Raw genomic sequence first — 23,818 nt, forward strand, 5'->3', positions numbered from 1 at the left:
GACGTAAATAGCCCGCTTTGTCAGCGGGCTTTTCCATTAACTCTTTCTATAGATTTCTCATAACTTGGGCCTATGAAAATCTTTGCACCCAAGGAAATCTTCCGTTAGGCAAGAGTAGAAAAGAGAAAGAAACCCAATGTCGTGTTAGTATTCTGTTTACATTGAAGAAACAAATTGATAGCCAAAAATACTAAAATCAAATGGTTTCCATCAACGGTGGAAATAAATGGTTGAAACGAGTGGTGAAGTGAATGGAAGGTACGAATGAATAGCCCCGTGGCGGTAACATTGCTCATTGCCGATGATCATCCGTTGTTTCGCGCAGCGATGTGTCATGCGCTACAAAACAGTGAGGGCGCAGTGCTACTTGAAGCGTCTACGTTTCCAGAAACGAAGGCGGTGTTGGCTCAGAATGTCAGCATCGATATCGTATTTTTAGATTTGGGAATGCCTGGTAGCGAGGGATTAAATGGACTTTCTGAGATAAGGGCTGAGTACCCAGATGTGCTTGTTGTCATCGTCACAGCGCAAGATGCGCCTGGTATTGTGCAGCGAGCGTTAGCATTGGGAGCCAGTGGATTTATTCCTAAATCTGCGTCTGTGGATTGTATTATCGACGCGGTAGACACGGTATTAGACGGCGAAACCTGGTTGCCAGAGTACATCAGTGCCACTACCGATTGCAGTCACACCCTCGATGACTTCAGCACGCGATTGAGCCTGCTCACGCCTCATCAATTGAAAGTGCTTAAGATGGTCGCCGATGGTTTGCTTAACAAGCAAATTGCCTACGAGTTAGCGATTTCAGAATCAACAGTAAAGCAGCATGTTTCCGCAGTGCTAAAGAAGCTAGGGGTTATCAATAGAACCAAGGCTGGCATAGCATTTAAAAATGCTATGCGAACCGATGGGTAATGTTGGCTAACACGAACCAATTGACACCCGTTTATTTACCGCCAAGGGCCTTTTTTAAATAAGCGCTAAACGCTGGCGCGGCGGCGCGTTTATCTTTTTCAATTTGTTGTACTTCTGGCATTGCTTTTAATTTATCCATGAGCGCTTTGCTACCAGGTGCATGCTCGTACAAGTCTACATCGAAAAGCTTTTGAGCTACCGGAGCGGCAAGGTCCATAGAATATAGCAGCATGATGTCGGCTGCAGTTAGCGTGTCACCAGCAATATAAGGGGAAAACTCAGCGGCGCGGGCAAGGGCTTGCGCACCGTTAAATAATGCGCGCTTTACTTCTTTTTTGGTGATGTCATCAACGGGTACGCCCCAAAATGCTTCAGTGTGACAGCGCCTTGCAGGTAACTCAATGTATAACTCGATGAGTTTAACCAACTCTTTCACCTTGGCCTTTGCGAAAGGCTCGGTTGGATACAGTGGCGCTTGAGGCGAGATTTCATCAAGGTACTCAAGGATGACATTGGTTTCTACCAGTACGCCGTGGTCGGTTTGCAATGCGGGCACTTTGCCCGTAGGGCTGATTGCTAAATATTCTGGCGTTTGATTTGGATATGTCATGACGGCTTCATACTCTATCCCTTTCAGCGCCATCGCCAGTTTAATCATGTTGTAGTAATTACTAACATCAAATCCGTACAATTTAAGCATGGTGAACCTTTAACACAGTGATAAATACATTTATGTACTATAAGATTGTTTTACAGGAAAGAGTGCAACACATCTGTAGTGATAGTTGAGTATAACGGTGTTTGTTTTTCTTAAAACATCTCTACTTCTAGTTCATCGAGCACCATCGTATGAATGTTTTACGACTGAAAGTAAGCGTTTATTTCATTCTCTAACTGCGTAAGGCGCTTTGTATAGTCACGTCGAAAGTCATCGTCAGACAGTACTCTGGTTAAATCACTTTCCACGTTGAGAATACGTTTTCGTAGTGCATAAACAAGCTTGCCTTCAGCGCCTCTCATAAAGACTTCGATATTTTTTAGGTCCTTAAGACAGCACTCTTCAAGTGAAGTATTGAATTTTTTGCCCATGTACTCAATCATCGAGTTACTATCTACCGACGCACCGCTCACAGGAGCTAGCGGCATATCGTGCACGCTATCTTGAAAGCTCAGCGTTTCTTCAAAAGCTGAACGCAATAAGGATATGGACGACCTAGCGGCTTGTTTCTCAAACTGTCTCAACCTCAATTCAAGCGCCTGTGCCTCAGGAGAGGTGATACCGACAATTTTTGCATCAATAAAAACAGACTTTGCACTATCGAGTTTTTCTTTTGCATAAATGAGCGTGTTAATGTCAGATAAAAACTGACCTGTCAATTTTTCATCAAGTAAAACTCTCGTTTCCTCAATACGTTCGGCATGGCGTGCCATTGCTGTGTTAAATCGTCTTTCAGATTCACTTAGCTCTTTAGTGTCACTGCAACCGCCTGTTATTATTGACAGCAAAATAAAGAGTACCGAGAGTGGTGAAGCGAAGTAAAACGAGCGCAAAAGAAATCCTCTGTTAAATGTAGTATCGCTTCTAGGGTAATCGGTACGGGTATCAGTGTCGAGAGCATTACATTTGGCAGCAACAACAAATGCAGCGCCTGTGGACGCGTCAGTTGACAGTCTAGGCTAAGAATTCGTAAGTTGGCCGGCGGGGCCCTGCGGGTAAAGAGACGAGAAGAGTGGATAACGTCGATAAGTAGTCAATCGGCTGGGCGGGGCAAGCCAATAGAGTGATTTTTGCAGTGCGAGAATTAAACCGTAAAGGTGATAAATGCGTAAAATGAGACACTCAATAATATAAAGTGTATGCCGTGTTATCAAATATTATTAAGCGCTTATCGAGTGGATTAAACAAACAGTCCCTTGCTTCTCAGCAAAACAAAAAGCATATCAATAATCACAAAAACGATGCCGTTTCTATCTGGCAAGATACCGGCCAGGTGTATTACTTAGAAAATACGCTAAAGCTTACTTACACCTCTAATAGCGGTGTAATGACATTAGAAAAGCTCTCTCTCAATGAATTACCCGACGTTATAAAGGCGTTAGACGCAATGCCCGCAGGCTCTCCACTTGCTAGAGCCACCGTCGCACAGCAAGATGATGCTTATGTAGTAAGTGTGTGTGGTGTTACATGGCAAAAAAGCCATGACAGCGTTCGTATTAAAGCGCTGCCAGAAGCGGCAATGCTGCGCAGCAAAACACATTGCTTTACAAAATCTCAGGCGGTATTCAAACATGCGTTTTTACTCGAGCATGACGACCTGCTCACGCCGTCTATTGGAGGCAAGAAAGAGGGAGTGTATACCTACAATCGAATATCTATAGAAGATTTTACCCAGCAGTTAGCAAGAGCTAACGAGCGCATTGCTCCACCTATGCGTAAATCAATACCTGTGCACAGTGATAATTTTAAAACGGCGTTCACTGAACACGAGAAAACAGTTATCGATGTGGTGCTTGGTCATAATGTTGAACAAAGCCGCACTGAACAAAACATTACTGATGAAAACTTCACTGGTGAAAGCGATATCGGTAGCAGCGATAAACAGATAAACAGATAAACGATGACGGTGTTAATGGAAAAAGCAGCACCGACCATATTAACACTAAAAATAGCAGCACCAACAGTTGCAGCAAAAAAGGGAGTTCTAAGGATAAATGGCTGAGCAATTCTTAGCCTAATTGATTATGTAAATGTTGTGGTTTTAGCCTAATATCTAACTCTCTTAAACATGGACTAGGGTTAAGATGAGTTTGCACAAGTCAGCGGCAACAGTTAAAGGCGTACATCAGGAGCCACTAAAACCTGTTGCGATGGCTTTTTTCTTTTTATATTTTGCGCTTTCCTTTAGTCACTTCCTATTACTTACTGAAGAATTTAAATGGATGCTTGTCACATCCGCATCCATAACCACTGTCATTAGCTTCACTCTTATGCTGAAAGCACAAAATCTTTCAAGTGTATGGCAGCGTTTAGGGATTGTTTCAATATTACTGCTTGGCACAACGAATAGCCTTTTACATTTATGGCTCTCTCAATCACCTGAACAAACAACCAATCTTTTTTTAGTTATTATTGCCAGCGGTATTGTTCTCTCGAACAGGCTGCACTGGGTGTTATTGATACTGCTAAATTGGGCGGGGTGGTTAGTCATTAATTCAGTCGTTGAGATGTCTATGACGATGCATTTTTTCTTTGCGTTGGCTATGAGCACAACATTGAGCTGGTTTGCACATTTAGCGCGAAGAAGTTTGATGAGTAAACAAGTGGAGCTACTGCAAGAAAGGGATATAGCGATTGCTCATGAGCATGAAGCAATAAAAGCAAACGAAGCAAAAAGTGCATTTCTTGCCAATATGAGTCACGAAATTCGCACTCCAATGAACGGTATTATTGGCATGATTGAAATGATCAGCCGTACGTCTCCTAATGACAAACAAGCGAAATTTATTAACACTGCTCAACGCAGTGCAGACTCATTGATGATCATTATTAACGATATTCTAGATTTTTCAAAAATAGAAGCCGGAGAGCTGGCTATAGAAAATGTTGAATTTGACTTAGCGCAGTTCATGGGCAACGTTGTGCAGGAACAAACATTTCAAGCACAAGAAAAGGGACTATGGCTTAAGTCAAAAGCCGCTGGTGAGATTGACAAAAAGGTTGTGGGAGACCCTCATCGCCTAAAACAAATTTTTAATAATTTACTGTCTAATGCCATTAAGTTCACAGAAAGCGGCGGTATAAACATCCAGTACAAAGTAGTGAGCGAGGAAGAGGCATTGTCATTGAATGTAGAGATTAGTGATACGGGTATTGGTATTAGCGAATCTGCTATGCCTGGACTTTTCGACTCTTTCTCTCAAGCTGATATGTCGACCACAAGAAAATATGGTGGTACCGGGCTAGGGCTTGCGATTACCAAGCAGCTTTGTGAGTTAATGGGCGGTAGTATATCTGTTGAAAGCACACTTGGTCAGGGATCTACATTTAGGTTTGTGGTAAAGCTAAGTGCGCCTCTAATGAGTGAGGAAGCTAATAGTGTTATGCACGTCGAAACAGAACCACAATCTTTCGATTTGAATGTGTTATTGGCTGAGGACAACGCGATAAATCAACAAGTTATGTTAGCAATTTTAACTAACCTGGGGGTAGAGGTTGAGCTTGCAAACGATGGCGTTGAAGCGATAGAACGTTTGTCGAAACCAAAAGCGAAACATTACGACCTTATTTTTATGGACTGCCAAATGCCGAATGTGGACGGTTATGAGGCAACACGTCGTATTCGCGAGGGGCATGCAGGAGATGAAAACAAAAAGATACCCATCGTCGCGCTAACGGCCCATGCCATGGATAGCGAAAAGCAAAAATGCCTCGATGCAGGTATGGACGAATATCTCACTAAACCAGTAGATTTAGCATCGTTAAAGGCCATATTGGCACTGTACTAAATACTTATGCGATAGGGGAGTCCTTACCGACTTTAGCTAAACGTCTGTTTTAACAATCGCTTGAGGGCACTTGGTTTTACAGGTTTTGGTAAATAGGCAAGGTTCATCTCTGCGGCTAAATCCCTTATCTCAGGACTGCGGTTCGCAGTGATTAATATACGAAGCGCTGGGTTGTTAAGCTTGAGCGGCTTTGATGATTCAGGTGATGCTATTGATTGAAGCGACGCTATAGATTCAGATGGCATGGAGTCCATTAACTGCAAAATGTCTGTGCCTGTTTCACCGAAGTTTAGATGATAGTCGGCTATAATAACGTCAGGTTTGTGTTTGAAAGCAGCAAGGGCCTCTTTTTTTCCTGTTGCGGTAATAACCTCAGCTCCCCAATCACTGAGCAGCGCCTGCATTGCTACCGTTACTTGCTCGTCGTTTTCAATAAGTAGAATTCGTTTGTTCACTAAAAACAAAAAATGTGAGTTCTTTTCTGCTTTTCCTTTTTCTCCTTCTGCTCCTTTTACGGCGTTTCTTCTAACAATACCTTCTGTAGCGTCGAGCGGCAGAGGTATGGGTTCGGCCTCCATTCCCTTTCTCTGTATTGTGCTTGCAGGGTACTTAGGCACAGTAATGGCAAAGCAACTGCCTTTATGCAAAGCAGATTTCAGTGATACAGAGTGCCCGAGCAACTTGCATACTCTGTCAACAATGGTTAACCCTAAGCCAATACCCTGTGAACTAAAGGGGTTCTCTAGCTGGTGGAATTCGCCAAAAATGGCTTCTTGTTGATGCAGTGGAATACCCGGGCCTGTGTCGTAAACGCATACATTCAATGCTTTTTCACCATTGACAGTACATTGTCTGACCCCAAGTAAAACGCTGCCTTTTTGGGTGTACCGTATCGCGTTAGACAGTAAATTTTGTATCACTCTTCTGAAAAGGTGCTTATCGGTGTGGGTGTGACAATTTGTTTTTACGTATTTTAACGAAATATCTCGCTGCGACGCGATAAGACTAAACTCCGTCACTAATGATGAAAGCACATCGTCTACAGCGAAGGTGATCTTGTTAGGTTTGAGTACGCCAGAGTCTAACTTTGTCATATCTAGCAACATAGAAAGTAGCGTTTGTGCGTTATTGAGTGAATTCACTACGCCCTCAGACAATCCAGATAATTCACTATTTTTCGTTTTCTTCTCTAGCATAGAAGCAAAGAGAGTTGCGGCGTTAAACGGCTGCATCAAATCGTGTCCTGCAGCGGCTAAAAACTTAGTTTTACTCTCGTTTGCCGCGTCGGCCTGTTGCATGGCAAGCTGCAACTCCTGCGTACGCCGCATTACACGTTGCTCTAGCTCCGACTTTGATTCCTTTAACTCGTCTTGAATGGCGATGTATTCAGTAATGTCGCTATAGGTAGTTACATAGCCACCTCCGGGAAGGGGGGCGCCATTAAGCTCTATAACCCTCCCGTCATGTTGTTTTCGAATATACTTATGACGGCTTCCCTCTTGCATAAACTGAACGCGCTTTTCTATTTCTTGATTAATGCGGTCATTTATTTCAGCTTCCTTAACAAAGTCGTTGTCTGGGGTGTCAAAAGCTATTGTTGTTTGAGCATTTATAGTTGAAACATTTGTATCAGTTGCACTCTCATTATGCCCTTGCTTTCCAAAAAGTCCTCGTTTTGCATTAAAAGTTAGAATGTCATTTATAGACATGCCGACTTTCAAAAAACCGCGAGGGTAGCGAAAAATTTCTACATACCGTTCATTCCAAGCAAGTAAGTGCAGTTTTTCGTCAAGTACGCTTATTCCTTGCTCTATGTTTTGCACAGACGATTGCAGCACCTCATGATTGAACTGAAATGACTGTGAGGCTTCTTCCACCCAGTCTACAAGCTCAGGAAGTGAATCTGTGTTTTTATCAGCGATGGCGCCTAACAATATGCGAGCGCTCGGTCCACCCACTTGCGCTGCGAGAAGTTGTTCTACTCGATGTAATAAAGTGTGATTAGCCAACCCGTTTGCGCGTGCGTCAGAAACGTCGATAGAGAGTTGATTTATTAACGTTTCATGACTCTTTTTGTCTAACACCCTTTGGGTTAAGGAGACGATGTCACCCACGCGAATTTTTAAGTAAGGTGTGGTGAGTGATGCCTCTGGATCGTCGTTAAAATCGCCAGCGTGATGCCACTCAGAGCCTTGCTTACTCATTAATCTTCGTCGATTGAATAAATTCAAAAACGACACCAGAACATACACTGCCGCGTTGGTGAGAAGTGAAATGATAAAGCCAATGCCTAGCTGTGCTTCTGTGGGCGGGGCATTGAAATAGTAACTAGACATAACGCTGGGGTAGAGTAGTAGCGCGCACCAACAAATAAATCCTGCAATTAAGCCTGCCAGAGCCGCAGCTTTGGTACTCTTTGACCAGTAAAGGCCAAACATTAATACGGGAAAGCACTGACCCAACAAGGCAATGGCGATCACGCCACTTTTTACCAGCGGCGCTGCTTGGCTTACATTGAGGTGATACCAAAGGGCCACCGACAGCACTACCAACACGGTTAAGCGACGGATAACGAGTACCTTATTGGTCTCAAGGGTATGGTTTGGCTCGGTTCTTAATCTCGCTTTTATCCACAGTGGAGTAACTAGGTTGTTGGCAATCATAATGCCGAGTGCAAGCGTGGCCACAATCACCATACTGGTGGTTGCAGACAATCCTCCTAAAAACGCAATGATTGCAAGCAGCGTGTTTTCGGCAAAAAGAGGAAGTGCCAATACGTAGGTATCTGAGCTTACGCTATCAGGAAGCAGCATTTTTCCTGCTAAGGCCAGAGGAATAAGAAAAATAGTCATTCCCAATAAATATACGGGGAAAAACCAGCGGGCGGTTCGCAGTTCGCCTTCGCCGTTTAGCTCAACAAAGTTCATATGGAATTGGCGCGGCAAAACAAACATGGAGCAAACCCCAAGCATGACGTGAGTAATATAAACAAGTGGGGCGCTGTCGGCATAGATAACCTCTCGCGCTTGCTCATTTATAGACGCCTTTGAAATTAGGTCGAGCACACCGTCGAACATAAAATAGCAAACAAAAATACCAATACACCACAGCGCCACAAGCTTAAACACTGACTCAAATGCAATAGTCATTAAAAGCCCAGGGTGCTTGTCGGTTAAGTTAAGGGTTCGCGTCCCAAAGATGATGGCGAAAATAGCCATCAACAGGGCCACATACATGCTAACGCTTTGGCTGGTTTCAGTGGTATTGGGTGTGATCAGAGTAATACTTTTGGTAATAGCGTCGAGCTGCAAAGCGATGTAAGGAATAACCCCCACAAAGCACAGTACGCTAACAAAAGCCGCGACAAGGTGGGAGTGCTTATACCTCATACCAATAAGATCAGCGAGAGAGGTGATATTGTGTTGCTGGCATAACCGACTAATGTGCAGTACCACAGGAAACGCAAATACCATGGTTAATATAATGCCCATATAAGTAGGCACAATAGCCCAGCCATACTCCGCGGCTTGTGAAGTGGTACCAAAAAATGCCCATGACGTGCAGTGAACGCCTAAGCCTAGGCTATATAAAATAGGGTGCTGCCGGTTGTCTTTAAGGTACCTTTCGCCCCAGAAGCCAATAGCAAACAAAATAAAAAGATAAACGGCAACAATACTGCCTACCGACCAAATGCTGAGCATTCACCCACCTCATGAAAATGACTGATTTACGTTAACACGATTTTCACAATAGTGAGCAGTATTCACACTCAAAATTATTTTTCGAAAAAAAATGAAATTCAAACCACAAAAATTGTGTGGTTACCCTTGATCGCTTACAAACTAGCCCCATAAATAAGCGCAACACAGTGAATCCCTTTGCCTAGCAATAGCAAATGGGTGTTGCCCAATTTATACAATGTTTGGAGGTAGGCATGAGCGACAGTCGCGACGTGCACGCAGATAAAGAAAACGCAGTTGATGAAACTGTGCAGGCTACTGAAGAAGTAGAAGTTGAAGGCCAGGAAGTAGAAGTTACTGACGCCCCTCAAGATGAAGCTACACAGCGCATTTATGAGCTAGAGACTGCTTTATCTGAAGCTCAAGCAACGATTAAAGAGCAACAAGACGGCGTACTTCGCGCACGAGCTGATGCCGACAACGCTCGTCGTCGCGCTGAAGGTGAAGTTGAGAAAGCACGTAAATTCGCATTAGAGCGTTTTGCTGGCGAGCTTCTGCCGGTTGTTGACAACCTAGAGCGTGCTATCGAACTTTCTGATAGCGACAATGAAGCGGTGAAGCCGCTGCTCGAAGGTGTGGAAATGACCCACAAAAGTTTTATGAGCACTATTGAGAAATTTGGGTTAACCCTTATTGATCCGCAGGGCGAAACCTTTAACCCTGATTTGCATCAGGCAATGTCGATGCAAGAAAGTGCAGACCACGCGCCGAACACAGTAATGGCGGTGATGCAAAAAGGTTATCAAATTAACGGCCGTTTGCTCCGCCCTGCCATGGTAATGGTATCGCGCGCGCCAAGCGGTGGTGTTGATACGCAAGCGTAAATTGAACAAACAACGCACAGCGAAATAAGACACAAAAAAGTCAGTTTTTTTACTGACAACTATTGAAAATAGCGGGAATAACCCCACTAATTTTACAGAATTAAGAAACTTTTCGGAGACACGAAAATGGGTAGAATCATAGGTATCGATTTAGGTACAACAAATTCATGTGTCGCAGTGCTAGACGGCGACAAACCACGCGTACTTGAAAACGCGGAAGGCGATCGTACAACGCCATCAATCATTGCATACACAAATGACGGCGAAACCCTTGTTGGTCAATCAGCGAAGCGTCAGGCAGTAACTAACCCTGAAAATACCGTATTCGCTATCAAGCGTTTGATTGGTCGTCGCTTTAAAGATAAAGAAGTACAGCGCGACATCGACATTATGCCTTACAAAATCGTAGAGGCTGATAACGGTGACGCATGGGTAGAAGCGAAAGGCGAGAAAATGGCGCCTCCGCAGATTTCTGCTGAAGTACTTAAGAAAATGAAAAAGACCGCAGAAGACTACCTTGGCGAAGAAGTAACAGGCGCGGTTATCACTGTACCTGCATACTTTAACGATTCTCAGCGTCAAGCAACGAAAGATGCGGGTCGTATCGCTGGTCTTGAAGTTAAGCGTATTATCAACGAGCCAACTGCTGCTGCTCTTGCCTACGGCATGGACAAAAAGCAAGGCGATAACATCGTGGCAGTATACGACTTAGGTGGTGGTACGTTCGATATCTCTATCATCGAAATAGATGAAGTAGATGGCGAGCACACATTTGAAGTACTCGCTACAAACGGTGACACCCACCTTGGTGGTGAAGATTTCGATAATCGTGTTATCAACTATCTTGTTGACGAGTTCAAGAAAGATCAAGGCATCGACCTTCGAAAAGATCCGCTTGCTATGCAGCGTCTTAAAGAAGCTGGTGAGAAAGCGAAAATTGAACTTTCATCGTCACAACAAACAGAGGTCAACCTGCCTTACATCACCGCAGATGGTTCAGGTCCTAAGCATTTAGCGATTAAATTAACTCGCTCTAAGCTAGAATCTCTCGTTGAAGAGTTGGTGAAAAACTCGCTTGGCCCACTTAAGCAGGCTATCGAGGATTCTGGTCTATCAGTAGGCGAGATTAACGATATCATTTTGGTTGGTGGTCAAACGCGGATGCCTTTGGTTCAGAAGTATGTCACTGAATTCTTCGGCAAAGAGCCACGTAAAGACGTTAACCCAGATGAAGCGGTTGCAGTAGGTGCGGCAATTCAAGGTGGTGTGCTTTCTGGTGATGTTAAAGATGTATTACTTCTAGACGTTACGCCTCTGTCTCTAGGTATTGAGACAATGGGTGGTGTAATGACTGCGCTAATCGAGAAGAACACGACGATTCCAACGAAGAAGTCGCAGACGTTCTCGACAGCAGAAGACAATCAGTCTGCGGTAACGGTACACGTACTGCAAGGTGAGCGTAAGCAATCAAGCGGCAACAAGTCTCTTGGTCAGTTCAACCTTGAAGGTATTCGTCCAGCGTCTCGCGGTGTGCCGCAAATTGAAGTGACGTTCGATCTCGATGCCGACGGTATCCTTCACGTATCAGCGAAGGATAAAGACACGGGTAAAGAGCAGAAGATAACCATCAAAGCTTCTTCAGGTTTAAGCGATGAAGAAGTGGAAAAAATGGTAGCTGATGCCGAAGCGAACAAAGAAGCTGATAAGAAGTTCGAAGAACTGATTCAGGCGCGCAACCAAGCAGACGGCATGGTACACGCTACTCGCAAGCAGCTTGAAGAAGTTGGCGAAGCACTGAGCGCAGAAGACAAAGCGCCAATTGAAGAGGCACTCACTGCGCTAGAAACAGCGAGCAAAGGCGAAGACAAAGCTGAAATTGAAGCGAAAACGCAAGAGCTTATCCAAGCGTCTAGCAAGCTGATGGAAGCGGCACAGGCACAGCAAGCTTCAGCTGGTGGCGCTGAAGGTGCTGAGCAGCAAGCTTCTGGTAAAGCGGACGACGACGTTGTCGACGCTGAGTTCGAAGAAGTGAAAGACGAAGAAAAAAAGTAAGCTGTAGTAATTAGCCCGGTGCGCCGGGCTGTTGGGCAGTTCAGGCGCATCAGGATTTTCTTGCTGCGCCTTTGTTGTGTAAATGACTTGCTATTGTCTTATGGGTAAATGCAGGTGATTTCCACAACAGTTAGATGTAGATCTGGCAGGCGATACACAGAGCTTGTCGACAATAAGTAGGGTAAGTAAACGATATGTCGAAACGTGACTACTATGAAGTGCTTGGAGTAGATAAAAGTGCTGGCGAACGCGAAATTAAAAAGGCGTATAAAAAGCTAGCGATGAAATATCATCCAGACCGTACTGAGGGTGATAAAGCACTTGAAGTTAAGTTCAAAGAAATTCAAGAAGCTTACGAGATTCTGTCAGACTCGCAGAAACGCGCTGCTTACGATCAGTATGGTCACGCAGGCGTCGATCCTAACCGCGGTGGCGGTGGTTACGGCGGGGGGGCAGATTTTGGCGACATCTTTGGTGACGTGTTCGGCGATATTTTCGGTGGCGGTGGTAGAGGCGGTCGTCAATCTCGTGCTCGTCAGGGGTCAGACCTTCGATACAATCTTGAACTTTCGCTAGAGGAAGCGGTTCGCGGTAAGAGCGTTGATATTCGTGTTCCTGCCTTGGCAGAATGCGAAGTGTGCGATGGTTCTGGTGCAAAAAATGGTTCTTCACCAAAGACATGCCCCACGTGTCACGGCAACGGACAAGTGCAAATGCGCCAAGGGTTCTTCGCGGTTCAACAAACCTGTCCTACCTGTTCGGGTAAAGGCAAAATCATTGAAGATCCGTGTAACAGCTGCCATGGGCATGGTCGTAAAGAAAAGACCAAAACACTTAATGTTAAAATTCCAGCAGGCGTCGATACCGGTGATAGAATTCGCTTGTCAGGCGAAGGCGAAGCGGGTGAAAACGGTGCGCCAGCAGGTGATTTGTATGTGCAAGTACACATCCGTGAGCACAAAATTTTTCAGCGTGATGGCAATAATCTTTTCTGCGAAGTACCGCTTAGCTTTACCACAGCAGCACTTGGGGGAGAGTTGGAAGTCCCTACTCTCGATGGAAAAGTTAAGTTAAAGATAAGCCCAGAAACCCAAACTGGTCGGATGTTCCGATTGCGTGGTAAGGGTGTTAAGTCAGTTCGAACTGGTGCCATTGGCGACTTAATGTGTAAAGTGGTTGTTGAAACGCCGGTAAATTTGTCGTCTAAACAAAAAGAGCTGCTGCGTGAACTGGAAGAATCTATGGGTAAAGCGTCGAGTAAACACAGCCCTAAAGCGCAAGGATTCTTTGACGGCGTTAAAAAGTTTTTCGATGATTTAACGAATTAGTGAGTTTGATCTTCGAAGAGCCTCAGCATTAGTCTCTATCGCTAATGAAAATGTGAAAAAATAACAATGCCAGTTAGTCATGCTAACTGGCGTTGTTGTTTGTAAGTAAAGAAATAATTGTGTTTGCTCATCTGGAGAATCAATATCCTTCATCCTTACTCCCTAAGTTACTACACCGCATATTGAGCTACACCGTCTTTAATTTAAACTTCTGATAATTAAGGTTTTATTAAATAGAACAACAGTGCTTTTCTTCCTCGGCTTTGAACTAAAGTATAGGTTTAAATACCTATATATTATTCAACATGTTTTTGTTTTTCTGAAATGGGCGTTTAATACACATCAAGCAACGACGAGTGAGTTGCAAAAAAACATTCATTATACAACTACAGGAACTTTAACCATGTTGAAAATAGTTAAAACCTCTATCATTGTCGCAGCATCTACGCTTGCTTTCTCAAACACAGCACAAGCAAATGACATCAACGATGCGCTTGCTAATATCTGCACCATCGTACAAGCCGACGACAAAGGTGAACTTCGTAAAAAAATGCGAAGTGTACAGGCAGATTACCGTTTAAAGCTTCGCGATTACTACGCGGGCGTGTCTTGTGACGGTCAAAGCCTTATTCGCACGGCAGTAACAAACAACGCGGTTGAAGTTGGCACGTTATTGGTCAAGCAGATGCCAAGTAAGGATTTACAAGCCCCTGAAGCAGATGGCAAAACACTTCAAGCGTGGATTGCTGAACAGGGTTTGCAAGACTCTCCTATTGCAGCTGAGCTTAACGGAAGAATTTAATCTTCAACCATACTGAATATATCAAATCATGCGAAGCAACGGCATGGTCATCATTTCAACATGGTAGCGGCATTGCGCCGCACTAGAGGCCCCTTATGGGGCCTTTCCTTTTTGTTTTCCACTAAACTCGCCACTCATCTTTTCTGCTAGTTCAAGACGTTAAGGCTTTCAATTGCATTTATTCCTAGCGTTTTTATTAGGCTTTCTCTTATTTCTATCAATTATTTCTTGCGCTTTGTGTGGCTCTTCGTCACGATAAATGCTTATGTAATGGCATCAGCTATTAACATATCATCGACAACCGAGCGGTGAATCATAAGCACGCATAATGTTAAGAAAGGGAACAGGCATGAAACGAATGAATAAAGCAATTATCGCAGCCACAGCTTGCATGACATTTTCAAGTGTTGCATTTTCGAGTAGCACACTGGCAGCCGCCGTAACACCAGCGATGTCTCCAAAGCATGCAAAAGCGGCAACACAATACCGACAATCGATTTTTCAACTTGTAAAAAGTAACATGGGGCCGCTAGGTGGTATGGCAAAAGGGGCATTGCCTTTCGATGAGTCTGTAATGGAAACTAACGCGGTACGACTAGAGCAGCTTGCCACCATGATGGGTGATTATTTGTCAGTCGACACGAGAGAGTACAATATTGACACTGGCGCTAAAGACGCCATTTGGGAAAACTTCTCAGATGTTGAAACTAAAATTTCTGCACTAAAAACCGCTGCTCAGGGCCTTCAAACTGCTTTAGAGGTTGGCGATGAGAGTGCTTATAGAAACGCCATCGGCAAAATTGGGGCAAGCTGTAAATCTTGCCACGATGATTATAAAAAAGACTAGATGACTTTCACCGGAAATTAATGCGTTTATAGAAAAGCTGGTGGCGGTGTTGCCGGCTTTTTTTGATTGTTTAACAATGGCTTAATCCATATAAGCCTGAAGTCTTATAAGCATTCACGACTATACTGGAGTAGTGTAACCTCGAACCCTACAACGGATTTGGTTATGAACTACAAACAAGAATATATTGCCTCTACAACCTCTCCAGAACAATTTTGGCTGGATAAAGCCCACAACATTGAATGGTTTAGTACACCTGAAACTGCGTTATCTGCCGACGAAAATGGATATCAGTCATGGTTTAAAGGCGGAAAGCTCAACACCAGTTATATTGCGCTTGATCATCATGTCAATGCGGGGAGGGGAGACAAAGCCGCCCTTATCTACGACTCTCCGGTTACCAATACCACTCGCACCTATAGCTACAGTGAATTGCTACAGGAGGTGGCTACCTTTGCTGGCGCGTTGCAACACTTAGGCGTGTCTAAAGGTGACCGCGTCATTATTTATATGCCCATGATCCCGCAGGCTGCAATAGCTATGCTTGCATGTGCTCGATTGGGTGCAATACACTCTGTCGTGTTCGGAGGATTTGCAGCTAACGAATTAGCGGTTCGAATTGATGATGCTACTCCCGCGTTTATCGTTACTGCTTCTTGTGGCATTGAAGGGACAAAGTTACTTCCTTACAAGCCACTAGTTGACAACGCCATTGAGCTCGCCACACATAAACCTAATGGATGTGTGGTTTTTCAACGACCACAGCTTCACGCCGAAATCGATTCTTCCTTCGATTACGATTGGCACTCTTTGATGGAGGAATGTTCACCCGTTTCCGCAGTGCAAGTTGATGCTACAGACCCGCTCTATATTCTCTATACGTCCGGCACGACGGGGAAACCCAAAGGTGTAGTGCGAGATAATGGAGGTCATGCGGTCGCTTTGTTTTATTCTATGGGAGCACTATACGGTATTGATGAAAACGATGTTTTTTGGGCAGCTTCCGATGTGGGTTGGGTAGTTGGCCATTCCTATATTGTTTATGGTCCACTTATTAAAGGTGCTACCTCGGTAATGTATGAGGGTAAGCCAGTCGGTACTCCCGATGCAGGTGCATTTTGGAGTATGGTAGAAAAACATAAAGTTAATATCTTATTTGGCGCACCTACTGCTTTTAGAGCCATTCGAAAAGAAGATCCTGAAGGCAAGCTCATCAAGCAATATGACCTTTCTAGTCTGCGAACTATATTTATGGCCGGAGAGCGTTTAGACCCTTCTACGTATTATTGGACGCTAGAGAAAACCAACAAGCCGGTAGTGGATCATTGGTGGCAAACTGAAACGGGATGGCCCATTTGCTCAAATCCGATAGGAATAGAGTCAATGCAGACTAAACCTGGCTCTTCAAGTTTGCCTACTCCGGGCTTTAACGTAAAAGTGTTAAACGGTATAGACAGTGAGTCGGCACCCGGACAAAAAGGGTCTATCGCCATTCAGCTTCCGCTGCCTCCTGGCTGTTTGTCTACCATATGGCAAGACCACTCTCGATTAGTCAATGGATATCTAAGAGAGTTTGAAGGCTACTACAGCACGGGAGATAACGGATACATCGATGAAGAGGGGTACGTTTTTATCATGGGGCGCACCGACGATGTTATCAATGTAGCAGGCCACAGGCTTTCCACAGGGGAAATGGAAGAAGTGCTTGCCGCACACCCTGCAATAGCAGAATGCAGTGTCATTGGGGTAAACGACGCCTTAAAAGGTCAACTCCCTGTAGGGTTAGTTTTGTTAAAAGACGGCGTTGATATTAATGAGGCAGAGTTAGAAAAAGAACTGGTTGCTTCGGTAAGGAGCAGCATTGGTCCCGTTGCCTGTTTTAAACGCGCCATTGTTGTTAAGCGCTTGCCGAAAACTAGGTCAGGCAAGATTTTGCGTAAATTATTGCGACAAATTGCCGCAGACGAGCCGGTATCAGTTCCCTCCACCATTGACGATCCTAGCAGCGTTGCTGAAATTGCCACGCTGATGAGAGATAAAGGCCTAGTAGAAACCGTGAATGTGTAAAGCGTCCCCCTTCTATTTTCTTTAGGACGCTAGTAATAATGACGCTAATAGTAATATTGTGTGGCGGGGGCAGAGGGTGGTAATACCTCAATTACAACATAGACACACGCAGCAGCGACAAGCGCAATAATAATGGCCTTGCCCAATTGAGAGTGTGTTATGCCCTGAGCCTCGCCGTAGTATTGCTCTTCGTCTTCAGGCAGGGCTTTGTTTCCGCTTATCATCGGCGGCACTAGTTTTTGTCTTTTGTAAATACCGTAAAAAACGCTTGCCGCGATGTGCAGCACAATTACATACACCAGTGTATCGAATGACAAATGGTGCAGTGTATTCATAATCGATAACACATCGTCTTTCGCCATGCTTCGCAAAGGACCATCAAGAAATATGTCGTCAGTCATAAACAGCCCGGAGACGGCTTGCACCAGCACCAGCGCTATCATAACCACCACAAACCAGCCGCCTACAGGATTGTGCCCCACGGATGGCAAACTGTCTCTATCAAAGAGCGTTTTTGCGTACTCAAAGACAGCACTAGGACCTTTTACGAACTGACTAAACTTGGCGTACTTTGGTCCAAACATACCCCAAAGCAGCCTGAATATAATCAGCCCCAACGTAAAATAACCAATATAAAAATGCCACTGCACGGCATCGTCAAGTAACTCGGCGGTAACGTATTGAGCCAATATGCTCAGCACCAATAACCAGTGAAAGAGTCGAGTGGGCAAATCCCAGATAAGCCTTTTTTTCATAAATAGGTATACTTTAATTTTTTTACTTCACCTATCGTATCGACTCTACGTTCAAAATTCGAGTTTGAAATGATAAAAAGTCACAACAAAATAACGACGCATGCTGCGATGAAGTAAATAGGGATCTTCTTTTATCTCAAACCGTGATATCTCCTCAATTAATCTCATAATCACATTGCATTAGTAAATGCATTTGGCAGAATGTGGACAGGTTTCAATTTGATTTAAAAGATAAAACATGAAAATAGGAATATTTGGCGCGAATGGGCGCATGGGAAGGGTGTTAATTGAAGCCCTCGACCTTAGTGAAGATACAGAGCTAAGTGTCGCTACGGTAAGAGATGATTCACCTTGGGTGGGTATGAATGTAGGCGAATTGGCAGGTATTGGCAAAAAGCCAGTGAATTGTTCTGGGTTTTCTTCTTTATCGGAAGATGATGCCGACGTTATGATTGATTTTACATTGCCTTCTATTATCGAAACCAATTTAGCATGGTGTGTTGAGAATAATACTCCAGTAGTGATTGGTACTACAGGGCTAAATAAAGCGCAGTTGGCAGTACTTGACGAAGCAGCAAAGCATATTCCAATCGTATTTGCTGCTAACTATAGTGTTGGCGTCAATTTGATGCTGTCGCTGGTTAAGAAGGCAGCTAGCGTGTTAGGCGACACTGCAGATATCGAAATAACCGAAGCTCATCATAGATTCAAGCAAGACGCACCCTCAGGCACAGCCATGGCAATTGGTGAGGCCATTGCAGAGGAACTTGGAAGAGACTTAAGTACCTGCGCAGTGTATGGACGTCAGGGCAAAGAGCCTGAAAGAGACCAAGGAACTATTGGTTTTGCTACGGTAAGAGCCGGTGACATTGTGGGTGAGCATACCGCGCTTTTTGCTGATATAGGTGAGCGCTTGGAAATAACGCACAAAGCATCTAGTCGACTGACCTTTGCTAAAGGTGCTGTGCATGCTGCGAAGTGGTTGTGCGGTCAAAAACCTGGACTATACTCTATGGCTGACGTACTGAATTTGAAGCTTTAACAGCTATACGGTTGCTTATTGTCTGCCTACGGTAAACAAGTAATTTGAATGCACTGCATGACGCTAAAATAGACCAGTAGATAGCGCACAGCCTTTAAGGACAATAGAGTATCTTGCAGCCTGCTGAAGCGCTTTTTACTGGGGTAGTTATGGAAGTTATGAGTATGCCAATCATTTTTGCGGCAACATGGTTAAGCATAAACAGGGCAGGGCTTAGGCATAAATTGAGCATTGTATGAGCAGTGCGAGCGTTATTTAAACACTAAGCAGTACTTTCAGTGGTTCTGCGCAAAAAACCTATTTAAAGGTGCGTTTTAATAAATTATTGCAAATAAATTAGACATTTTCAGTGAGTGATGTATACTCGCCGGAATTTGCCAGAATTTCGAATTCTTAGCGAGTGAATCGGCTGCAGAGCACGTATTTATTAGCTGCAAAGATCGTGAAACGGGAAGTATTGTTTTCATTACCTCCCGTTTTTTGTGGGGTTTGTGCAAAAAACTGCACAAACACATAGTTATCCTTAATCTGGAGGTTGACTTGGCTCATTCTGCCCTTTTGGTGTTAGAGGACGGTTCTGTTTTTAAAGGTACTGCAATTGGTGCCACTGGCTGTTCCGTTGGGGAAGTTGTTTTCAACACTTCCATGACCGGCTATCAAGAAATTCTTACCGACCCATCTTACGCTGAACAAATCATTACCCTTACCTATCCACACATTGGCAACACCGGCACTAATTCGGAAGACGTTGAAGCAGATAAAATCTGGTCAAAAGGTCTTATTATTCGCGATTTGCCCCTCGTTGCTAGTAATTTTCGTCAACAACAAACTCTATCTGAATACCTCAAAGAGAAAAATATTGTAGGTATTGCAGATATTGATACCCGTCGTTTAACTCGAATTCTTCGAGATAAAGGCGCGCAAAATGGCTGTATCATTTGTACTGACGAATTAGACGAGTCTAGTGCGTTAGAGCAAGCGAAAGCATTCCCAGGTCTCAAAGGCATGGATTTGGCAAAGGTAGTGAGTATTACCGAACCAAAAAAATGGACAGAGGGAAGCTGGGAGCTTGGTAAGGGCTACGTGACACCAAGTGACAGTAAATATCATGTAGTAGCTTACGACTACGGTGTTAAACACAATATTCTTCGTATGCTTGTTGACCGTGGTTGCAAAATTACCTTGGTTCCAGCACAAACGCCAGCGGGTGAAGTACTCGCTATGAATCCAGATGGTGTATTTTTATCAAATGGACCAGGCGATCCTGAGCCATGTGACTACGCTGTTTCAGCAATCAAAACCATTGTTGAGACTGGTATTCCGGTGTTTGGCATTTGCCTAGGGCACCAGTTATTGGCGCTTGCCAGCGGTGCTAGTACCGCGAAGATGAAGTTTGGTCACCATGGTGCCAATCATCCAGTTAAAGATTTAAAGCGGAACGTGGTGATGATCACCAGCCAAAACCACGGTTTTGCGGTTGATGAATCTAGCTTGCCAGATAACCTAGAAGTTACTCACGTTTCACTGTTCGATAAGTCGTTGCAAGGCATTAAGCGTACCGACAAACCAGCGTTTAGCTTTCAAGGTCACCCTGAAGCAAGCCCTGGTCCTCACGAAGCGGCGCCATTATTCGACCACTTCATTGAACTTATTGAACAACATAAGCAGTAGGAATCAGCCAACATGCCAAAACGTACCGACATAAATAGTATTCTTATTATAGGTGCTGGCCCTATTGTTATCGGCCAGGCCTGTGAGTTTGATTATTCAGGCGCCCAAGCGTGTAAAGCGCTGCGTGAAGAAGGTTACCGCGTCATCCTGGTTAACTCTAATCCAGCGACGATAATGACCGATCCTGAAATGGCAGATGCCACTTATATCGAGCCAATTCACTGGGAAGTAGTACGCAAAATCATTGAAAAAGAGCGTCCAGACGCTATTCTCCCTACCATGGGTGGACAAACAGCACTTAACTGCGCACTTGAATTAGACAAACACGGTGTGCTTGAAGAGTTTGGCTGTGAGCTAATCGGTGCGACTGCTGATGCTATCGATAAAGCTGAAAACCGTGAACGTTTCGACAAGGCAATGAAAAGTATTGGGCTAGAATGTCCGCGTGCTGAGATTGCTCATACAATGGATGAAGCTCACGACGTGTTAAGTCGCATTGGCTTTCCATGCATAATTCGTCCTTCATTTACCATGGGCGGAACCGGCGGTGGTATTGCTTATAACGTAGACGAGTTCAACGAAATCTGTACCCGCGGGCTAGATCTTTCACCCACTAACGAGTTACTGATTGATGAGTCGTTACTTGGGTGGAAAGAGTACGAGATGGAAGTGGTTCGCGACAAAGCCGATAACTGCATTATCGTGTGTACCATCGAAAACTTTGACCCCATGGGTGTGCACACTGGCGACTCTATTACCGTTGCGCCGGCACAAACACTAACCGACAAAGAGTTCCAAATTATGCGAAATGCTGCTATGGCAGTGCTTCGTGAAATTGGTGTTGAGACCGGCGGCTCAAACGTTCAGTTTGGTGTTGATCCACAAACAGGGCGTATGGTTATCATCGAAATGAACCCTCGTGTATCTCGTTCTTCTGCCTTGGCCTCTAAAGCAACCGGTTTCCCTATTGCTAAAGTAGCCGCTAAGCTTGCAGTGGGATACACCCTCGACGAGTTAGCGAATGACATTACTGGTGGTTTAACGCCAGCGTCTTTCGAACCGTCTATCGATTACGTTGTGACTAAAATACCGCGCTTTAACTTTGAGAAGTTTGCCGGTGCAAACGACCGTCTTACCACACAGATGAAATCTGTTGGTGAAGTCATGGCCATTGGACGTAACCAGCAAGAGTCATTGCAAAAAGCCTTACGCGGCTTAGAAGTGGGTGCCAACGGATTAAATTCCATGGTTGATTTAGACGATTCTGAGTCACGAAACAAAGTGATTTATGAATTACGTCAACCCGGCGCAGAGCGCATTTGGTATATTGGCGATGCATTCCGTATGGGCATGAGCGTTGATGAAGTATTTGACTTAACCAATATCGACCGCTGGTACTTGGTGCAGCTAGAAGACTTAATTAAACACGAAGCTCAGATTGCTGAACTCGGATTGACTGGCATTGACGCTGACCTTATGCGTACACTTAAGCGCAAGGGTTTCTCTGACTCCCGTCTTGCAGAGCTTACGAAAGTAGCTGAAAGCGACGTGCGTGAGACGCGCAGGGAATTTGGTATTGCACCAGTTTACAAACGCGTTGATACCTGTGCGGCTGAATTTTCTACCAGCACTGCCTACATGTACTCAACCTATGATGAAGAATGTGAGGCTAATCCGACAGACCGTGACAAGATTATGGTTATTGGTGGCGGGCCAAATCGCATTGGTCAAGGTATTGAATTTGATTACTGCTGTGTTCACGCGGCTTTATCTTTGCGTGAAGATGGTTACGAAACCATTATGGTTAATTGTAACCCAGAAACAGTGTCTACTGATTATGACACTTCAGATCGCTTGTATTTCGAGCCAGTCACCCTTGAAGATGTACTTGAAATTGTCGAAAAAGAGAAGCCAAAAGGCGTCATCGTTCAGTACGGTGGCCAAACGCCACTTAAGCTTGCACGAGCCCTTGAAGCTGCGGGTGTGCCCATTATGGGGACGTCACCTGATGCGATTGACCGCGCGGAAGACCGTGAGCGTTTCCAGCAGATGGTTAATAAGCTGAACTTGAAGCAACCTGCTAACTCAACGGTAACTAACGTAGAGCAAGCACTAACAATGGCCAAAGAAATTGGTTTCCCATTAGTGGTCAGGCCGTCTTACGTGCTTGGTGGTCGAGCAATGGAAATTGTATACGACATCAAAGACCTTAAGCGCTATCTTAACGAAGCGGTGAAAGTATCGAACGACGCCCCAGTACTACTAGACCGTTTCCTCGATGATGCCATTGAGGTTGATATTGATGCGATATGCGACGGGAAAGACGTCGTCATTGGCGGTATCATGGAGCACATTGAGCAGGCTGGTGTTCACTCGGGTGACTCTGCATGTTCATTGCCACCACACTCACTATCAGCAGAAATTCAGGACACCATGCGTGAACAAGTACGCGCAATGGCCCTTGAACTTGGTGTAATCGGGTTGATGAATACTCAGTTTGCGATTAAAGACGGTGAAGTTTACCTTATCGAAGTTAACCCACGAGCCGCACGTACGGTTCCTTTTGTCTCTAAAGCAACCGGCGTTCCGTTAGCAAAAGTGGCAGCGCGTGCTATGGCGGGCGTTAGCTTAGCTGAGCAAGGGGTTACTAAAGAGATTATTCCACCGTTTTACTCTGTCAAAGAAGTGGTATTGCCATTCGCGAAATTCCAAGGCGTTGACCCGTTGCTAGGCCCAGAAATGCGTTCGACAGGTGAAGTCATGGGGGTGGGTGATACATTTGAAGAAGCCTACGCCAAAGCGAACTTAGGTGCAGGTGCGCCACTGCCGAAAAGCGGGAAGGCACTGATTTCTGTTCGTGATACTGACAAAGGCAAAATCATTGAGCTTGCAAGAGCGCTTGTTGACGCAGGGTTTACGGTTGAGGCAACCCGCGGTACCGCGACAACCTTGTACGATGCTGGCATTATGAGTTCGGTAGTGAATAAGCTGTCTGAAGGTCGCCCTAACATTGTTGATGCGATTAAAAACGGCGAGTACGCTTATTTAATCAATACAACAGAAGGACGTCAGGCCATCACTGATTCGGTGTACATTCGTCGTGAAGCATTACTGAACAAAGTAACCTACACAACAACAATGAACGCTGCCTTTGCGACTATCAGAGCAAAATCTGCAGACGATAGAAACAAAGTATCCTCTGTTCAAGAACTACACGCTCGAATTAATCACTAATGACATGAGCTAGGATACGAGGTATCCTAGCTTTA

The 23,818-nt window shown here is 44.7% G+C and carries 16 protein-coding genes; 12 read left to right on the forward strand and 4 right to left on the reverse strand.

The window, feature by feature from the left end:
* The first annotated feature begins 264 nt into the window (after positions 1-264).
* A complete protein-coding gene (locus ACOJR9_RS07125) occupies positions 265-915 on the forward strand; it encodes a response regulator transcription factor (RefSeq protein ID WP_420935613.1) in 651 nt (216 codons plus the stop codon).
* 31 nt (positions 916-946) lie between these two features.
* Here the strand turns inward: ACOJR9_RS07125 and ACOJR9_RS07130 are convergent, their stop codons facing one another.
* Together ACOJR9_RS07130 and ACOJR9_RS07135 are read right to left on the reverse strand one after the other, a co-directional pair.
* Positions 947-1,615 (reverse strand): glutathione S-transferase family protein, encoded by a 669-nt coding sequence (locus ACOJR9_RS07130; RefSeq protein ID WP_420935614.1) that lies wholly within the window; start codon positions 1,613-1,615, stop codon positions 947-949.
* A gap of 158 nt (positions 1,616-1,773) precedes the next feature.
* Positions 1,774-2,466, reverse strand: a complete 693-nt coding sequence (locus ACOJR9_RS07135) for a hypothetical protein (protein WP_420935615.1) — start codon at positions 2,464-2,466, stop codon at positions 1,774-1,776.
* A gap of 311 nt (positions 2,467-2,777) precedes the next feature.
* Between ACOJR9_RS07135 and ACOJR9_RS07140 the strand changes: the two genes are divergently transcribed.
* Positions 2,778-3,530: a hypothetical protein gene (locus ACOJR9_RS07140; RefSeq protein WP_420935616.1), complete on the forward strand. Its 753-nt coding sequence runs from the start codon at positions 2,778-2,780 to the stop codon at positions 3,528-3,530.
* Positions 3,531-3,717: 187 nt separating this feature from the next.
* Complete coding sequence (locus ACOJR9_RS07145; protein WP_420935617.1) at positions 3,718-5,421, forward strand: ATP-binding protein; 1,704 nt, start codon at positions 3,718-3,720, stop codon at positions 5,419-5,421.
* A gap of 32 nt (positions 5,422-5,453) precedes the next feature.
* Here ACOJR9_RS07145 and ACOJR9_RS07150 read toward each other — a convergent pair whose 3' ends face one another.
* The gene (locus tag ACOJR9_RS07150; protein ID WP_420935618.1) at positions 5,454-9,122 is read right to left on the reverse strand and encodes a PAS domain-containing hybrid sensor histidine kinase/response regulator; all 3,669 of its coding nucleotides are present in this window, start codon (positions 9,120-9,122) and stop codon (positions 5,454-5,456) included.
* 233 nt (positions 9,123-9,355) lie between these two features.
* Between ACOJR9_RS07150 and grpE the strand changes: the two genes are divergently transcribed.
* The 6 genes from grpE (at position 9,356) to ACOJR9_RS07180 (ending at position 17,081) form a co-directional block, all read left to right on the forward strand.
* A complete protein-coding gene (gene grpE, locus ACOJR9_RS07155) occupies positions 9,356-9,985 on the forward strand; it encodes a nucleotide exchange factor GrpE (RefSeq protein ID WP_420935619.1) in 630 nt (209 codons plus the stop codon).
* 126 nt (positions 9,986-10,111) lie between these two features.
* Positions 10,112-12,037 (forward strand): molecular chaperone DnaK, encoded by a 1,926-nt coding sequence (gene dnaK / locus ACOJR9_RS07160; protein WP_420935620.1) that lies wholly within the window; start codon positions 10,112-10,114, stop codon positions 12,035-12,037.
* A 194-nt stretch (positions 12,038-12,231) separates the two neighbouring features.
* The gene (gene dnaJ / locus ACOJR9_RS07165) at positions 12,232-13,365 is read left to right on the forward strand and encodes a molecular chaperone DnaJ (protein ID WP_420935621.1); all 1,134 of its coding nucleotides are present in this window, start codon (positions 12,232-12,234) and stop codon (positions 13,363-13,365) included.
* A 403-nt stretch (positions 13,366-13,768) separates the two neighbouring features.
* Positions 13,769-14,167 carry a DUF3718 domain-containing protein gene (locus ACOJR9_RS07170; RefSeq protein ID WP_420935622.1) on the forward strand — a complete coding sequence of 133 codons (399 nt, stop codon included), beginning with the start codon at positions 13,769-13,771 and terminating at the stop codon, positions 14,165-14,167.
* Between the two features lie 358 nt (positions 14,168-14,525).
* Entirely contained in the window at positions 14,526-15,014 is a 489-nt protein-coding gene (locus ACOJR9_RS07175; protein ID WP_420936083.1) for a c-type cytochrome, read from the forward strand.
* 165 nt (positions 15,015-15,179) lie between these two features.
* Positions 15,180-17,081 carry a propionyl-CoA synthetase gene (locus ACOJR9_RS07180; RefSeq protein ID WP_420935623.1) on the forward strand — a complete coding sequence of 634 codons (1,902 nt, stop codon included), beginning with the start codon at positions 15,180-15,182 and terminating at the stop codon, positions 17,079-17,081.
* A gap of 44 nt (positions 17,082-17,125) precedes the next feature.
* Here ACOJR9_RS07180 and ACOJR9_RS07185 read toward each other — a convergent pair whose 3' ends face one another.
* Positions 17,126-17,836: a cytochrome b/b6 domain-containing protein gene (locus ACOJR9_RS07185; protein WP_420935624.1), complete on the reverse strand. Its 711-nt coding sequence runs from the start codon at positions 17,834-17,836 to the stop codon at positions 17,126-17,128.
* Between the two features lie 238 nt (positions 17,837-18,074).
* Here ACOJR9_RS07185 and dapB point away from each other — a divergent pair, with 238 nt between their 5' ends.
* The 3 genes from dapB to carB all read left to right on the forward strand — a co-directional run bounded on the left by dapB (position 18,075) and on the right by carB (position 23,783).
* A complete protein-coding gene (gene dapB / locus ACOJR9_RS07190; protein ID WP_420935625.1) occupies positions 18,075-18,878 on the forward strand; it encodes a 4-hydroxy-tetrahydrodipicolinate reductase in 804 nt (267 codons plus the stop codon).
* 540 nt (positions 18,879-19,418) lie between these two features.
* Positions 19,419-20,549, forward strand: a complete 1,131-nt coding sequence (gene carA, locus ACOJR9_RS07195) for a glutamine-hydrolyzing carbamoyl-phosphate synthase small subunit (protein WP_420935626.1) — start codon at positions 19,419-19,421, stop codon at positions 20,547-20,549.
* Between the two features lie 12 nt (positions 20,550-20,561).
* A complete protein-coding gene (gene carB / locus ACOJR9_RS07200) occupies positions 20,562-23,783 on the forward strand; it encodes a carbamoyl-phosphate synthase large subunit (protein WP_420935627.1) in 3,222 nt (1,073 codons plus the stop codon).
* Positions 23,784-23,818 lie beyond the last annotated feature (35 nt).

It is taken from the genome of Alteromonas ulvae, from assembly GCF_048987005.1.
Classification (GTDB): domain Bacteria; phylum Pseudomonadota; class Gammaproteobacteria; order Enterobacterales; family Alteromonadaceae; genus Alteromonas.